At 43.8% G+C, this 16,957-nt stretch carries 10 protein-coding genes; 7 read left to right on the forward strand and 3 right to left on the reverse strand.

Features of this window, described 5'->3' with window-relative positions:
• Positions 1-33 precede the first annotated feature (33 nt).
• The 3 genes from BMX02_RS09405 to mtaA form a co-directional block, all read right to left on the reverse strand.
• Positions 34-3,627 carry a PAS domain S-box protein gene (locus BMX02_RS09405; protein WP_167879331.1) on the reverse strand — a complete coding sequence of 1,198 codons (3,594 nt, stop codon included), beginning with the start codon at positions 3,625-3,627 and terminating at the stop codon, positions 34-36.
• A gap of 389 nt (positions 3,628-4,016) precedes the next feature.
• Positions 4,017-5,624 (reverse strand): methylamine methyltransferase corrinoid protein reductive activase, encoded by a 1,608-nt coding sequence (locus BMX02_RS09410; RefSeq protein WP_091690434.1) that lies wholly within the window; start codon positions 5,622-5,624, stop codon positions 4,017-4,019.
• A 121-nt stretch (positions 5,625-5,745) separates the two neighbouring features.
• On the reverse strand, positions 5,746-6,765 hold the full coding sequence (mtaA, locus tag BMX02_RS09415) for a methylcobamide:CoM methyltransferase MtaA (RefSeq protein WP_091690435.1): 1,020 nt from the start codon (positions 6,763-6,765) through the stop codon (positions 5,746-5,748).
• Between the two features lie 577 nt (positions 6,766-7,342).
• On the opposite strand from mtaA, the gene BMX02_RS09420 reads away from it, so the two are divergent.
• The 7 genes from BMX02_RS09420 to BMX02_RS09450 all read left to right on the forward strand — a co-directional run bounded on the left by BMX02_RS09420 (position 7,343) and on the right by BMX02_RS09450 (position 16,947).
• Complete coding sequence (locus BMX02_RS09420; RefSeq protein WP_091690436.1) at positions 7,343-8,806, forward strand: alkaline phosphatase family protein; 1,464 nt, start codon at positions 7,343-7,345, stop codon at positions 8,804-8,806.
• Positions 8,807-8,854: 48 nt separating this feature from the next.
• A complete protein-coding gene (gene pheA, locus BMX02_RS09425) occupies positions 8,855-9,709 on the forward strand; it encodes a prephenate dehydratase (RefSeq protein ID WP_091690437.1) in 855 nt (284 codons plus the stop codon).
• 75 nt (positions 9,710-9,784) lie between these two features.
• The gene (locus BMX02_RS09430) at positions 9,785-10,672 is read left to right on the forward strand and encodes a DUF7502 family protein (RefSeq protein ID WP_091690438.1); all 888 of its coding nucleotides are present in this window, start codon (positions 9,785-9,787) and stop codon (positions 10,670-10,672) included.
• 50 nt (positions 10,673-10,722) lie between these two features.
• A complete protein-coding gene (locus tag BMX02_RS09435) occupies positions 10,723-11,697 on the forward strand; it encodes an AAA family ATPase (RefSeq protein WP_091690439.1) in 975 nt (324 codons plus the stop codon).
• Between the two features lie 56 nt (positions 11,698-11,753).
• A complete protein-coding gene (locus BMX02_RS09440; RefSeq protein WP_091690440.1) occupies positions 11,754-12,635 on the forward strand; it encodes a DUF58 domain-containing protein in 882 nt (293 codons plus the stop codon).
• The gene (locus tag BMX02_RS09445; protein WP_091690441.1) at positions 12,635-14,506 is read left to right on the forward strand and encodes a vWA domain-containing protein; all 1,872 of its coding nucleotides are present in this window, start codon (positions 12,635-12,637) and stop codon (positions 14,504-14,506) included. The genes BMX02_RS09440 and BMX02_RS09445 overlap by 1 nt, the downstream gene beginning before the upstream one ends.
• Positions 14,506-16,947 carry a vWA domain-containing protein gene (locus BMX02_RS09450; RefSeq protein WP_091690442.1) on the forward strand — a complete coding sequence of 814 codons (2,442 nt, stop codon included), beginning with the start codon at positions 14,506-14,508 and terminating at the stop codon, positions 16,945-16,947. Before BMX02_RS09445 ends, BMX02_RS09450 begins: the two co-directional genes overlap by 1 nt.
• The last annotated feature ends 10 nt before the right edge of the window (positions 16,948-16,957 follow it).

Raw genomic sequence — 16,957 nt, forward strand, 5'->3', positions numbered from 1 at the left:
ATTATAAATGACAACGCTTTAACACACTAAATATCAGGTCCGGTTTACCTCACGACAGGTAGCTATTAATGCTTCCTGTTTGTTCCAGCTACCTTTTGTCAACCTCGTCTCAACGGAAATTGCCATTCCAGTACTGGTTAGCAGAGGAAGTGTGAACACAGTCCCTTTACCTGAAACAGCATCGCCAAAGTAGTTTGCTACATCCAGCACTTTATTGTGAGGATGCATTTTTATGAAATTCATGCCGGTTATTTCCTCTTTTGAATAACCAAGCCTGTTTGTCACACTTTCATTTGTATAGAGAACGCAGCCCTCCTGATCAAGGACAAATATGAGGTCCTCAATGCTGTCCAGAAGTAATTTCAGATCGTTCTGGTTCTTCTGGAGATCGACCTCGGTTTCGATACGACCTATTATAGAACCTATCTGTGCAGCAATGGTCTCCACTGATGTATGAACATCATAAGGCATATCATACTCAACATGAGATGCAAGGAAAAGAACTGCTACGATCTCTTCCCTGTACTTTACGGGCACAACTGCAGTAGCAAGAAGTCCCTCATCCACACGGTTATCATGACGTGTCAGGGGAAATATATCAGAATAAAGCTTATAGAGCGGATAGCCCATAAGGAAGAACCTGCTTTGTATAGAATCAGGACCATAGTGAGAATTATTCTTCACAAAATCTTCTGAAAGTCCATTATGAGATATAAGGTTCAGATCACCACTGTTCTTATCTACAATATAAAGAGCACCAGAATCAAGACCCTCTATATGTAAAGAGAACTCCAAAAGCTGGTCAAAGGTTTCCTGAAGGTCCCCTGAGGGAGTGAACAGATTCCCTACCTCGGATTCAATATTAAGGAACTGGTTGATCCTTTTACGCTCGGTGATGTCCAGAATGATACCCTGAATGTGGGCAAGGTTGCCTTCCTCATCATATTGCGGGGTTGATCTTTCCATCACCCAGCGCACATCCCCGGATTTTGTTATTATACGATACTCGATGCGATATTCTGATGCACCTTCAGAATTCTTCCTGGCAAAATATGCATGCACCCTCTCAGAATCAGATGGATGGATAATGTCACTATAATTCAGCTTTCCGGAAAGGAATTCTTCCGGCGAATAACCAAACTTTTCGATATTTTCAGAAACGAACTCCACAGGCCAATCAGATTGGGAACCCCAGAAGAAAACAACGGCCGGACTGGTCTTTATTACAGCCTGCAGAACCTTCTGAACCTCCAGGGATTCCAGTAATTCCTGCTCTTTTTCTTTCTGTTCGGTAATATCATGGATGATGGCCATGACCGAAGGTTTTCCATTGTGTTCAATGCGCGAGGTGGTTATTTCAACCGGAACGGATCTTCCACTCTTGTCCAGGAGAAGAACTTCAGATTTACGACTGACACTCTTTTTCTTTTCAAGTATCTTTGAAAATAACTTCTCCATCATTCTTCTGTATTCGGGTGCAAGATATCTGAAAAATTTTGTGCCCTGCACTTTATCAGGAGAGATCCCCACGATCTCACAAAACATTGAATTTGCGAACTGGAGCATGTCATCCAGAATGATGACGATACCATCATTTCCTTTTTCAACGAGAGTTGAATACTTTTCCTTAGAGGCCTTTAGTGCTTCATTCGCTTCCCTGTAAATGATCAGTTTCCACATAGACTGCAGAAGTAGCTTAAGATTATGCGTGTCAAGGTAATTGTATGCCGTATCCTTGTTACCGACACCTAGCACAAATTTAATGGAACCACCATCATACAGTGGGATCTCTATGCGCCTGACCGCTTTTTTTGATACATCAGGGTTATGGTTGTGATCTTCCAGAATGTTAGAAAATATAGGCTTACCTGTTGAAATGCGTTCTTTAACAGTCCTTTTCACATCAAAAGAACAATCATTAATATCTTCAGTAAATATATACTGACCTTTTTCATCTTTGAAAAGGCACAAACACAGATCAGGCAGTCCATCATCTCCTACCCTGACAAGATAGCCGTTAGTGCTCTGTGTAAGATTCAGAGCCGATCGAAGAGCAAATCTGGTAATACTGGATACATCATCATCCGCCATCTGGCTAAGTTTAAGAAGTGTTTTCAAACGGGTCTCATTCTGCTGAAGGGACTCTTCGCCCATCTTATGCAGTGTTATATCGTCAAAGATGGCCATGCCGCCCTGAGGGAAACCATCTACGATCAATGAACTTAGATTCAAACGGAGCACCAGCAAACCGTTGTCCCTTGTAAGTTGGGTCTCAGCTTCAAAATTATTGGATTTTCCTTTAAGGATATCATTGAGACCTTCCCTTATCTCACCGTCCTGCAGGAAATCAAATAGACTATGCCCGATCACATTCTCATGAAGATGCTCGAACAATTCATCGAATACTTCGTTGGAGTTAGTGATGATACCTTCCTGATCAAAGCGGACAATTCCCATAGGGGATTTCTCAAAGATGAGTCGGAAGTTTTTCTCAGTATCGACAAGGGCTTCTTTTACCTTCCTTTTCTCACGGATATCATTAATAATTATGATAACTCCGGGTTCCCCACCATAGTCACCACGGGACGCAGTTATTTCCACAGGTATGTTTTCCTTATCCTTTGAAAAGATGTTGACCTCATAACTTTTTGGATCATTCTTCTTGCTGGAGATCCATTTTTTGATCTTTATCGAGATCATACGATGATATTCAGTAGGAAGATGGGAAAAGAGATCTGAACCTATGATATCTTCTTTTGGCAGTCCCCTCAGTTCACAGAACTTCGTGTTAGCATACTTAACAACATCATCCTGAACAACAATGATGCCCTCTGTCCCTTTTTCAATGAGGGAAGAATATTTATCTTCAGATGATATCAACTCTTCTGCTTTTTTCAGTTCAGTAATGTCTTCAAATGCTACAAGCACCAGACAGCCACCATCCGGGAACGAAGAGATACGACTTGCATTCAATGAGATAGAACGTGTACCAACGTTGCTAAAAGCATACGTGAACTCCAGGTCCTTAAGAGCAATGCCTTCTGAACAGACATCTTTTAACTTGCTAAAGAGTTCAGGAGACTTCAGCTTAAACTGAACAAACTTATCTGCATTCTCACCAATTATGTCCTCAGGTTCAATTTTAAACAGATCATAGAAAGAATCGTTCGCATAGATCACATTAAGATCGTGATCCAGTATCCAGAGAGCCTCTTTTAGTGAAGCGACAATAGATTCGATATAATAATTTGCGTGACTTGAATGATCAGGACAGGATAAGTCAACCATCCCTATCATGAAACCATAGGCCGATTCAACGGATCCATCGGCACTAACAGTGAGATTATTAAGGACCCTCACATTAACTACAGAACCATCCTTTGCCAATATCCTGTAATTCTGGACAAAAAATGAACTCCCACCCATTTTTCGATGGCTTTCTATCTCAGAAATTATGCGATCCAGGTCATGAGGGTGGACAAGATCAGAATATGAGAAATTTTCGTCTATACATTCTTCAACAGCATATCCAAAAAGTGATACATTGTCAGAAACATCCAGGATCTTCCAGTCATTTTCAAGATCCCATGAGAAAAAGACAGAGCCTTCGCTATCGAATTCGGGCATGTTGCCCAACATTGATCCAATTGACTCCTTTTCAGCAGGTTTTAAGCCTGTGTGTACTCTGGAACTGTATATAATATACATCTCCCGTTTTGCACGTTTTTTTAGTTGCTAATGTGAAGACAAACTTATTTATTGGTTTTGATTTTACCAAATATCCGGCATAACAATAGCAAAGATCCCTCCAATATGCATGTCTACCATATTTTTATAAAGATATTCCGCTTAAACGAAAGGATTATCTTAAATTAACGAATAATTGAAATTGCTCACATCTAATGATCTATAGTAGCTTCCTTCGATCCAATCCTTTACTTTTAGATCAAAATCCAGTACAGAGTACCTTTTAGGTGTGAGCTAATATCCAGATCAATTAGTTTTACCAGGGCTTATCACACTACTTTGAGATTATTCCAGTCAAGCACATCCTCAGGACATGCATGAATGCACTTCTGGCAATGTGCCCCATCACAGAGATCCGTACGTATGCTGATATTACGGTTTTCCTCTATTAGAGCATCATTTGGGCATACATCCATACATTGATGGCAATCGATGCAACCTTCAACTTCCATTGTAAGGTAGGTACCAACCTGTTCAAGAACACGCAAGCCCTCATCCCCAAGGTCAGGAATATCCTTCACCACACGTTTTTCGACCTCAGGGATCTCTTTTACCACATCAAGTGTGGGAAGACCCTTTTTCTTGAGGAACTTCTTCAGGGCTTTAAATGGCATTCCTTCGTTCCAGTAGGAAAGTTCCAGGATATAAGTTTCTTTAAAAGCTTCATCTGTTGCGAACATTACATGAGTGCCAACGATCTCCCTGGCTATTTTTTGGAGTTCCCATAACCTGTCTTCTGAAAGCAGGATCTCCTTTGCAACTATCAGGGAAGTATTTCCTATCTGGCAGACATTTGAGACATTATAGGGGATCATACCGATACGGTGTGCTTTCAATGCATCCATATATGTGCCCGCTGCGCCGGCCATATAAGCGATCTGCACATCTTCCATAGATATGCCTGCAGCATTACAGAGCGTCACATGGCCTGCACGTATGGCACCAATAGCTCTTCCTGCCTCTGCAAGGTCCTTCTCCGTGAATTTCACATTATCCTGAAGGTAAAGCATTTTATCGCTTGTGTTGATATTTGGTAGCTGGATGATCCCGTTGTCCATAGCTTCATCTATGAGTGCTATGACTCCGGTTCCTGTTATTCCGGATGCCTGTATGGACCCTCCTTCAACCACATCACCGTTCTTGTAGTTTACAAGAGAACCCGGTACAGTGTTCATCTCCTCGTCAAGGACAAAGTTTCGGAAGTTCCCATTATTGAACTCAATATCAGAGATAACGAACGGACGTGCAATACTGCCATCCCCGATCTCCTGTCCCTCAAGTGCAGGACCAGCAGCTGCCGAGCCTGTATAGATAACATTCCCTACCTTAAGGGCCATTTCTGCATTGGTCCCATAATCTGTTGCTATCGAGATATCATCGGAATCCAGCATGCCCGATTTTACGATCAGTGCAAGGGCATCGGCACCTACCTCATGTTTGATCGCAGGGGGAATAACGATCTTACAATCAAGGTCTTCGAGTCCTTTAACCTGTGTACTGTCAACGATAGCAGCATCACGCTCTTGCTCCTGGATGTTCATTAATTGTTTTTTTCTTTCGCCTGCATATGCAAGATCATCGATAGGAATACCCTGGAAAAGTGACAGTTGAATGGGGTTTCCACAAATAGCTATCCTTTCTAATTTACCGTTCTCAGGTTCAAGTTCATCAACAATATGCCTGAAAGCATTGATAACAAGTCCATGTGCTTTGTCCTGACCATAGGTCATCGCAAAATCCAGATGGTCCATAACATTTGCACCTGGAAGAGGATTTCTCATCGTGATAACAGTCCTCTTTATCTCACCACTATCCAGATCTACTTTCTGAGCCCTGAAACCACTTGTTCCAAGGTCTATTGCAATTCCCGTTCGCATGATCCTGACTCCCTAATCGATCAACCTTGATCGTATGATGTGAAATTGAAGTTGAAACTTACAAATATTAAAAATAAGTTAAAAGTCCTGAAAATCAGGACCTTTAGCTTATGCAATTTGTTCAAGCAAAGAACTCATCTCTTGCTTCAACAAGAGCTTTGACGTTCTCTGTAGGTGTCTTTGGTGCAATACCACAGCCAGGGGCTAATACTGCAACACCGTCTTCCAGAGCCTTCTTAGAGTCTTCCTTAACCTTTGCCACATCACCTGCAAGCAATGTGAAAGGACTGGAGACGTTACCTACGATAACTGCCCTGTCACCTGCTGTTGCGATAGCACCTTTAAGGTCCTCTACCTTCTCTTCAATGCTGAGTCCTTCGAACTTGCAGTCTGCCATCATGTCGAGGATAGGGGTGACATTACCACAGACGTGTAATACCATTGGGCATTTGACCGCTTCTGCAAATCTTGCAAGCCTTGGCTTGAGCATTGCATCAAATGTGGAAGGGTTCATCAGGTCCGGGGATGCTACAGGGTCAGGTACACAGATAACGTCTGCACCTGCATCTGCTAATGCATTTGCGTATTCGATGCACGCATCTGTTGCAAAGTCAAGGATGGTCTCAAAGTCATCTGGTTTTTTAATTGACCATTTCATGAACTTCTTAACACTTACAAGATCGGATGCAAGGGTTATAGGACCTTCCATGCCTGCTATCAGTGGGATATCATCTCCTACCTTTTCCCTTATGATCTTTGATGCCTCGAGGACAGCAGGAATTCTTCCATTATTCAACAGATCTGCAGGCATCTCAAGGTTGTCAACACCTTTTGGATATGGGTGGTCAGTGACAGATGGCTGCCTGTCCTTTGTACCCATGTTGACTTCACAGCCCATTGCTTCTGCAAGGACGGTAAGGCAGTATGGGTACCTCACACCTTCCAGACCACAGATCTCATGTGATGCGATCGCAAGCGCTGCCATTTTTTCAGGATCAGAGTGGGCTTCCGGCCATGCAGCACCGGTCTGATCCATGAGATCTTCAATACCTGTCTGTGTAACGGACAGTACAGGAGTTTTGTCAACTGGTTCATTGTTTAATGCTTTCAATAATCTTTCTTTTGGGTTTAAATCGGTCATTTATATCACTCCATTATAGCTTAAGATCTGGTCAGGCCAAATACAATACATATTAATTTTCAAGCTCACGAATTGGGTTGATTTACCCAAATCCAAATCAGAAATAATTATATATAAACTTTTGTTTTTACAAATTTTAATATATAAAAGTTTCTACCAAATGCAACATTAATATTAATTTTATATTCAAAAATATAAAGTCTATTGATATTGATTATTTTTTAGATATGAAAAATATAAAGAAAACTATCATTTTTCGAACAGATATTCTTATATATTATTGTTAGAAATCAGAGTTAATAAAATAATATATAAATAAATCGCTATATTAAAGTATACTTTTTATTTATTTTATTGTACTAGACAAAAAAAGCAATTCAATAGGTACTATTAATAATTTTTTTACGATTTGTAACTAAAAAGTATATAATTAATAATAAATGAATATATATACTATTTATTAGAAAAGCAAGTATTATTAGCAGATAGAAGTAGCAAATAACAAGAAAAATAAAAAAATCAAATGAGAAATAAAAAAACAGTACTTATTTTATTCTGAACAAATATTGTCCACAGGATGAAAAACGGACCTGAATCAAATAATATTTGCATAGTCAAACGGGTTTTTTTAGTTATTTGCTTTATAGTTTCCTTTACTGCGCCCCCTGCAGGGGCACTTACCCAGATAGATGTCAATCCCATCAGTACACCAGACGGAGCAGTTATTTTAATTATCGATGGACTTGGTTCATCCTATATCTATCCTGAAATCACCCCTTATGCACTCGACGGAGCGATCATTGAAAAGCCAGTTGTCAGAAATATATCCATGTTATCAGACCAAGGCCTGCGAGTGCTTAATGTACTAACCCCTTCAACAGAAGGTGAGAACGGACATTCGGTGATCGTAACAGGTAATTCCGGAGCAACTCCTGCAATGGTTGCTTACACCGATGCAACGATCTATGACATTGCACACAAGAACGGCTACTTCACCCTTGCAATCCTTGAAAAAGGAGATATACCGGAAATACTTGCAGAACAGGACGTGGTCGTACACGACCTCACGACATCCATCAATGACCCACAGATGGAAGTCATTGTAAATTCCCAATATGAGAGTCAGTATGAATCTCTGCAAACATCCATAACGGAGATCTTGGAAATAAATGCAGAATCAGCACCTGTTTATGTTGAACAGCATCCCGAAGGTAGCATTGAACGCTATTACGCTTATAACTGCTGGGCCATGGACACCACAATTGAGGTTCTCGACCTTATGCACGAAAGTTATCCTGAACAGAAGTTCATCCTCACTGTCAACGTCGGTGCAGTGGATACAGCAGGACTCTATCGCAGGAGTGAAGGTTATGCGGATACCATCGAAGACCTTGACATAATGATAGGTGACCTGTACGAACGAACAAAAGAGAATGACCTTGCATTGATACTTACATCGGACCACGGAATGACATTCCAGTCTGCAGACGGAAGAGGGGGGAGTAAATCGGATCAGTATGCCAGCCAACCTGAAGTCCTCAGGATACCTTTTATTGTCACATCAAAGAACCTGAACAATGAGCTCCTTGAAGGAGAGTTCGGGCAGCAGGACATTGCACCTACCATACTTAGCGTGCTCGACCTGCCCGATGAGATGCGTTTTACAAACGGCAGGTCTCTTGCTTCAAAGGGTTATGTCAATTTTAAGGTGATACTGCCTGAAACCGGTACTGTCACAATATACAAGGGCAATGAAATGATCGCAGATGCAATGGGAGATGATTCATATGTTTTCTATGGACTTGAACAGAACAGCCAGTATAATATCAGGGTGAAAACAGCAGAAGAACCAGACAGGATCCTGGAAAGAACAGTGTTTTCAGATGCTGACCATGTGATAAGGTTTGATTCAACACCGGATGTTTCGAAAGGATCCGGAGATGCAGATCAAAAAGGTACACGCCGTACGATCGGATCTGTTCTTATAGTACTGATAAACCTGGCTGGACTGGGGATTATCTTCAGGCTAATTAAAAAATGACATGTTGGTAACACAAACTATTTTTATAAAGCAGCCCCATTCTAACCGATGATCGTTGGCGTACTTGGACCTGCAGGGTCCTACTCAGATAAAGCTGCAAAAGGCTGGATGGAAAAACAGGGAATCACCGGAAAAGCATCCCTGTTATATTATGATGATATTACCGACACGTTTTCCGCGGTCATCGAAGGAAGAACTGACATCGGGATCGTCCCCATTGAAAATTCCATTGAAGGATCAGTGGGCATAACGCTTGACCTTTTGCTTGAAACTGATGTTACTATCATAGGAGAGGTCGTTGTACCGATCAAGCACTGCCTGCTATCCAAAGGCAAGATCTCCGATATCCGGATCATACTTTCACATCCACAGGCACTTGCACAGTGCAGGCAGTTCATAAGAACACATTTTAAGGATGTAGAGATACGCACAACGGGAAGCACATCACATGCTGCCAAACTTGCCAACGAGTTCGAGGAAATGGCAGCCATTGCATCAAAGGAATCAGCAGAAGCCTACGGTCTTAATGTACTGATGCCAAATATCCAGGATCGGGAACAGAACCATACCCGCTTTATTGCTATCCAGAGAACTGACAGGGAAGTAGATGAAAGCAACACCAATGATGCTTATGTCCGCAAGACATCCATAATAGCCTATATCGGGAATGACAGGGCTGGCTCCCTTTATGAGATCCTCGGCGAATTTGCAAAGAGAAACATAAATCTTACAAGGATTGAGTCAAGACCATCCAAGCGTTCGCTCGGTGACTATCTGTTCTATATCGATCTGGAAGGCAGCACATCCGATGCAGATATAAGAGATGCTCTATATCATATTGAATCTAAAGTGTCCATGCTGAAGGTTCTTGGCTCTTACAGTGGCTACCGGCTGGAGAGCTAAAAATACATTTTTATATAAAGGGATGAATAGTGGTCGTAGTAATCTTAGAAATTTATCATTAAGGGATCTGTACTTATGGATATTGATGCATTTATTAAAAAACAGGAGTCTGCTGCTAATAAATACAAGCGTATCTATAAGATACTGGACTTTTCTATTATCACATTAATATTATTCACTCTGCTGAAGATACTAAAGATCGACCAGCTGCTTTTCAATTTCAGGACCTTTGAGCTCTATGCAGATTCAACATATGGTTCCGCAGATGCCATCTCAGCCGGAAGCTTGTTCCTTGCATTAATATCCATCTTCATTGCAGTCCTGCTTACCTTTGCCATACACTTCCGGGACAGGAAGATACAGATAGTACCACTTATCGAAGAAAAGTTCCCTCCACTGAACGAGAGGTTACGAACCGCGAACGATAACAAGAATATCCATAACATCATTGTTGACGAGCTCATGGGCAATGTCCTCGAGATCGCTTCAAAGGTCAACTCTTCCGAACTTCTCGAAAAGAAGAGGTTCAAGGCAAGCATGGTACTTCTTGTTGTCTCCCTTACTATCTTCAGTTTTGTTATAGTGACTGACTACCAGTCAGACGTTGACCCCGATGACCTTGCTGATCTGATCGGAGAGATCGTACCTGATAAAGAGAATGCAACGTCCCCTGATGAGATATTTGTACTGGAAGATGATGGAGACGGGAACGGCGGTGATGAAGATCTTATGGGTGAGCCGGCTGTAATAGTGGTTGAAGGAGAAGAGGTCGACCTGTCACTCCCGCCGGGAGCAGGAACCGGTTTTACAGCAGGTGAAGAAGGTGAGGAGCTACCACCTGAATTTGTGAGCTCGTCCGCCTATGAGGTTGGACTTATGTCATCCCCGGCCTATTATGAGCAACTCCCCGAAGGGTATGAGAGCATCATAAAGGAATACTTCGAGGAGATGGCTAAGAACTAAAAATATCACATTAACATATTCGATCAATTGCAATACAAGGAGAACATTAAATGAATTCCAATGACGCCGGATCCGGTGAACTTGAACGGGTCTACAGAGGTGCTGGAGATGCCTTTGCAGCACTTTTCAATGAGATATCAAAGGTCATAGTCGGACAGAATGAGACAGTTGAACATATCGTCATTGCGATTCTGTGCAACGGCCATGCACTTATGGAGAGTAATCCCGGACTTGGAAAAACACTGACAGTATCTACTACAGCCAAGACAATGGACCTTGATTTCAGCAGGATACAATGTACTCCGGACCTTATGCCTGCAGATATAACAGGTACACATATTATAGAGGAGAAAGGCGGAAGCAAGGAATTCAAGTTCGAGCCCGGACCGGTCTTCGCGAACATTGTCCTTGCAGATGAGATAAACCGTGCTTCCCCAAAGACCCAGTCAGCATTGCTTGAGGCTATGCAGGAAAAGCAGGTCACCGTTGGAAATGATACGTTCCTGCTTGACAAGCCCTTCTTCTTGCTTGCAACCCAGAACCCTATTGAGATGGAAGGTACTTTCCCGCTTCCTGAAGCACAGCTTGACAGGTTCCTTCTGAAGATCCTGCTGGACTATCCGTCCTTCGATGAAGAAAAAGAGATCGTTAGACGCTACACGCAGTATGATGAACCACAGGTCAAAAAGGTGCTTGACAAGAGAATGGTGCTACAGTTACAGCGTCTTACAAGGGATATGCCAATTGCTGACGACATAAAGGACAGAGCTATCAAAATAGTAATGGCAACCCGTAAATGGACCGATTTCATCGAATATGGTGCATCTCCGAGAGCATCCATCGGCCTGATACTTGCAGCAAAAGCACGTGCATTGGTAAACAGCAGGAACTTCGTCAGCAACGAGGATATCGAGGCCATGGCATATCCGATCTTAAGGCACAGGATCATCCTGACGTTCGAGTCTGAAAGGCGTGGTATCACACCGGACCAGGTCATCAAGGAAATACTTGGAAAGGTCAAATGAGTTCCTGATCAGTGCAGCAAGTGCAGCCTATAAATAACGAAAACTGATATTGAACCATGAGTGACAGGAAACACAGGATCGATGTGGATTTCTTCCGCCAGCTGGACCGCTTTACTTTCATGGTAAGGAAGCGGGTCTCCAGTGCTTATGCCGGAAGCAGGCGTTCAACCCATAGCGGCCGCGGTCTTGATACCCTCGGATATGTTGAATACCACCCGGGAGATGACCTGAAATCCATCGACTGGAACGTATATGCAAGGTCTGAGAAGCTCTATGTGAGAGAGTTCGAAGAGGACAAATCGGTAACTACCCACATATTGCTCGATTCCAGCAACAGTATGGACTATTCGACGGGCGATGTTACAAAATACGAGTATGGAGCCATGCTTGCCGCCGGTTTTGCATACCTTGTCACCAAGGACAACGACAAGTTCGGCATCTCCACATATTCGGAGGATATAGCGATCTCCCAGACACACAGAGGCAGACGCTACCTTCTCAGGGACATCGACCGGCTGGCAGAAGTAGATCTTGAAGGTAAGACCGCATTGAACAACTGTGTTGAGCAGTACGAGCGTGTTATACATTCACGGTCACTTGTCGTCATTATTTCAGATTTCATGGAAGACTTAAGTTCCATTGAATCAGCCATTTACCGGTTATCTCATCATGACCTTATGCTTATACAGGTGCTGGACACTTCAGAGAGCGATCTGTCCATGCACGGACATGTAAAGCTCCTGGACCTTGAGACAGATGATGAATTGAAGACATACCTCAGCAACAATTTCAAGGACAAATACCAGGAAGAACTACAGGCACACATCGATGGAATCAAAAATATCTGCGACCATGTTGGTGCCGATTTCTTTACGTTCACAACTGATACACCCATCTTTGATGCGTTCTTCCATACAATTAGCGGGAGGCGCCTTTAATGCCTTTTGAGAACACGCTCGGACTTGCAGCCCTTGCAAGTGTGATCCCGCTTATCATATTGTACCTGTTACGACCCAAGCCACTTCAGCTGAAGATTCCGTCCCTGATGTTCCTGATGCGGGCAGAACAGAAGAAAAAACGATTCGCTTCCCTGAGAAGACTGATAAGGGATCCTATCTTCCTTGCACAATTACTGGTGCTGATACTACTATCAGTTGCAGTGGCAGCCCCATTTTACACATCCGAGGAAAGCCTGAGCGGAGAGCATACTATCTTTGTCATCGATGCTTCTGCAAGCATGAACACTGACGGAAGGTTTGACAGTGCTACTGAGATTGCAAAGACCTATGTCAGCAAAAAGAACAGCATCATCCTTGCACAGAACATCCCTGTCACAGTTCTTGAAGCCGGAGGTTCTTCGGCTACAAAGGACACGCTGGACGGATTATCGGGAAAGGGCACTGTGGCAGACCTGTCCAGTTCCATAACGAATGCCATGAGAATGCTTTCTAACGAAGGCGGCAGGATAATCGTAATATCAGATTTCACCAACTGGGAAGGCGAGGATCCGGTCTCTGCAAAGAGGCTTGCGGAATCCTATGGCATGAAGGTCAGTTTCGTCAGGGTAGGAGCCCCTGCGGACAATGTTGGCATAATACAGGGCTGGCTCGTGGCTGAAGAGAACGGCTACACATACAACTGTGTCGTCAAGAACTACAAGGAAACCACACAGAACGTCAACCTTGAGATCGATACATCCGGAAGCGAGACAAAGAAGAGCGTTATACTTGAGGTAAAGCCATTCTCGACCAACCAGTTCAAGCTGACCAACGTTGGACCCGGTGTCACAACACTCTGGATAACAAAAGATGACAGCCTCATAACTGATAATACAGCTTACATATCGATCCCTTCGGACGTTCATAACGAACTGCTCCTTGTGACCGATGTCAAGAACTCACCGGCATCAGTTGCACTTTCATTGCTACCGAACATAAAGGCAACCCAGTCGAACAATGTCCCGGCAGACCTTAGTGACTACAAGGTTGTCGTGATAGACACACAACAAAGAGCACTGACCACCGAAGAGGTCACACTTCTTGATACTTTCATAAACAACGGCGGAGAAGCACTGTTCATTGCATCTTCCACACTTGACCCGGCAGTTGCGAACTTTGACCTGCTAAAAATACTCCCGGTGAAACCAATTGCTACAATGCAAAGCAACAATGGGGAAACGCTTAAGGTTGTACAGGAAACCAGGCTGACAGAAGATGTGAGATTCGAGGATATCGCAGTTTACACTTACCTGAATGCTACCATTCGGTCAGATGCGGTCTCACTTGTGAATACCGATTCAGGAATACCAATGCTTGCATACTGGAGTGTCGGTGACGGAACAGTGATGTACCTGGGCCTGAGCGATGAACTCGGGGAAGATGCATGGAACAATTTCCATAACCTGCCGGAGTATCCTGTCCTCTGGGCAAAGCTTATCGCATGGCTTGGTGGTGCAGGCGATATCGGTGACTACAACATCCAGACAGGTGCCATATCCGCACTTTCAAAAGAGCAGGATGTTTCCACACCGACCGGAACCGTTACAACAAGCAGGTTGCTCTATGATGAGGTAGGGATCTACGAGGTTGCGGGAAAGGACATCGCTGTCAACCTCTATGACGACATGGAATCCGACACCACCATCGATTCATCCGGTGTTATGGACCGTGCCACATCACAGGAAGGTTCCCAGATCGTTAGGGAAAATACCTACACATCCAAGAATTACATTGACATCTATCTCATCATTATTGCCATGCTGCTGGTAATAATTGAGATACTTATTATCAGAAGCCGGGGTGAGCTATAATGTTTACTTTTGAAGAACCACTGGTACTGCTACTTATCCTGCCGATAATTGCCGGTGGTTTGTATCTCATCAAAAAGGGTGCAAAAAGGACATTGATACTTTCACGCATCATAGTGCTTTCATTGCTTGTAGTGGCGCTGGCATCCCCATTTTCAATTGTCAGCGAGGTCACAAGTGACGATACACCCCAGATAGTGATCATCTCGGATGAGACCAACAGTATGGAACTGTTCAAGGAAGGTGTAGGCGACAAGGTCTATGAATCCCTGACCGCAAACACGCCGACGACCCTCGTCAGGCTTTCAGGAGATAGCAGTTCTCTTGGGGATGCAGTGGAGCAGTATTCCAGCGGAGATAACCAGATCGTACTGGTAACTGATGGTAACAACAACTTTGGAAAGGACCTTGAAGAAGCTCTCCAGTTTGCCGAGGAAGTCGGGACCACTGTTTATTCAGTGGAACCGGAACTTGAGAATAACGACATAAGCGTGCAGATACTGGGCGATAAGACAGTGGTGATCGGAAACGAGAACCAGTTCGATGTGCTTGTCTCTCAGGCAGGGAATGAAGAGATAAGATATAGCTTCGAGGTCTACGCCGGGGACATACTTGTCAGGAGTGGTACTTTCACACAACAGACACGCACAAGGACCATACGTGTACCTTACACGTTCAAGAAACTTGGTGCACAGGAGTTGAGCGTTACTCTTACACCCCTAACATCCGACAAGGATGGCATTAATAACGAGTTCTACAAAGCTATCTATGTTGTTCCTAAACCGAAGATCAAACTAATGACCAGCGATACTTCCGCACCTCTTGGTAATGTACTGTACAACCTGTATGATGTGTCCAACACGAACGAGCTCACAAACATTGATGATAAGAAGACAATAGTCCTCGATAACCGCAACATAAGGACACTTTCAGAAAGTGATATTGAGGTCCTCAAGGAGTTTGTAGCTGACGGAAATGGTCTTGTTGTTGTGGGAGGAGAGACCTCATTTGACCAGGGAAATTACCTGAACTCATCATTTGAAGATCTGCTGCCGGTCCTGTCAAAGCCAACAGACTGGAAAGGTGGCAGAAGCATCGTTCTTGTCCTTGATGTCTCACAGAGTACCTTCCATCATGAGTCACTTTCCGACATCCTCGGAAATGCTATATTCATACTTGAGGATGAGAATCTGAGAGATGCCTATGCAGGTATCATCGCCTTTGGAAGTGAAGGTATCGATGTTTCAGGAGGACTGGTCTACCTTGGAAACCAGGCCAATGTTCTTAAACTCGAAGAGGACATCTCAGCATTGACACCGGGATCTACCAGTGAAACATCCCTGGACCAAGGACTTCTCATTGCACAAGAGTGGCTTGAGAACGAGGCAGGAGAACTGGATATCATCATCATCTCTGATGGTGGTATAGAGCAGTCCTATGAAGACAGTCTTGTGGTGGCAGACGAGATCCACAATGGTGAGATCCAATTTTATTATGTCCACGTAAGGTCAAGTGCACCATCCCAGAGGGACCAATTCGGCAATATCTATGCAGAGAACCTCATGGAAAGCGTGGGTGGAATATATTTCCCTGTCGAGAAAGGCGAACGTGCAAACCTTGAGTTCGAAGACCTTGACATCCCTGACGAGACCGAGGACGATGAACCAGTGATGACATCATTCCCGCTTATTGAATACAACCCGAACCACTTCATCACCCGAAATCTGGAAGTTGAAGGCAATGTCACCGGCTACAATGACGTCACACCAAAAGCAGGTGCCGACAGGATCGTTGTGACAGCCACAGGCAAGCCGCTCATCACCACATGGAGATACGGACTTGGAAGGGTGGCAGCCATTACCACGGATAACGGTAAAGGCGGACAGGCAACCTGGAGTTCACAGATGTACTCCGGCAACAATTCAAGGTTGATATCCTCAACCATGAACTGGGCGATAGGCAATCCACAGGTCGAAGAAGGAACCGTGGTCGAAGGAGATGACACATGGTACGGAAGCCCTTCAACACTCTACATCACACGCTACGATGAAGGTGTCCCGAAACTGAAGTACAAGGGAGAGACACTTGAGCTTGCGGTCACAGGGAAGAATACCTATGAGACCACGATAGAGCCAAAGAACATAGGAATGCACGATGTTTCAGGTTATCCGATAGCGGTGAACTACGCCATCGAATATCGTGATGTCGGCCTGAACGAGGACCTGCCTGTGCTCATCAAGGCAAACGGTGGTAAGACCTACAGTGAGAACGAAGCGCTGGCACTTCTGCTTACAGATGCCAAGGCTAACTCGCTCAAAAGTGTTCAGCAGCCGGTCAGCAGGAAATTATACTTCCTTATCGCAGCATTACTGCTCTTCCTTACAGAGATAGCAGTAAGAAGAATAAGGGAGATCAGGGCAGCGAACAGGGAAAGGACAGAGTGAACTAATTCTG

It is taken from the genome of Methanococcoides vulcani, from assembly GCF_900111645.1.
GTDB classification, from domain to species: Archaea; Halobacteriota; Methanosarcinia; order Methanosarcinales; family Methanosarcinaceae; genus Methanococcoides; species Methanococcoides vulcani.

Bases quoted from the DNA above. Each gene is read 5' to 3' on its own strand.
- BMX02_RS09440 (WP_091690440.1), top strand. From the start codon at position 11,754: ATGAGTGACAGGAAACACAGGATCGATGTGGATTTCTTCCGCCAGCTG.
- BMX02_RS09445 (WP_091690441.1), top strand. From the start codon at position 12,635: ATGCCTTTTGAGAACACGCTCGGACTTGCAGCCCTTGCAAGTGTGATC.
- mtaA (WP_091690435.1), bottom strand. From the start codon at position 6,765: ATGACCGATTTAAACCCAAAAGAAAGATTATTGAAAGCATTAAACAAT.
- pheA (WP_091690437.1), top strand. From the start codon at position 8,855: ATGATCGTTGGCGTACTTGGACCTGCAGGGTCCTACTCAGATAAAGCT.
- BMX02_RS09430 (WP_091690438.1), top strand. From the start codon at position 9,785: ATGGATATTGATGCATTTATTAAAAAACAGGAGTCTGCTGCTAATAAA.
- BMX02_RS09435 (WP_091690439.1), top strand. From the start codon at position 10,723: ATGAATTCCAATGACGCCGGATCCGGTGAACTTGAACGGGTCTACAGA.
- BMX02_RS09405 (WP_167879331.1), bottom strand. From the start codon at position 3,627: ATGCCCGAATTCGATAGCGAAGGCTCTGTCTTTTTCTCATGGGATCTT.
- BMX02_RS09450 (WP_091690442.1), top strand. From the start codon at position 14,506: ATGTTTACTTTTGAAGAACCACTGGTACTGCTACTTATCCTGCCGATA.
- BMX02_RS09420 (WP_091690436.1), top strand. From the start codon at position 7,343: ATGAAAAACGGACCTGAATCAAATAATATTTGCATAGTCAAACGGGTT.
- BMX02_RS09410 (WP_091690434.1), bottom strand. From the start codon at position 5,624: ATGCGAACGGGAATTGCAATAGACCTTGGAACAAGTGGTTTCAGGGCT.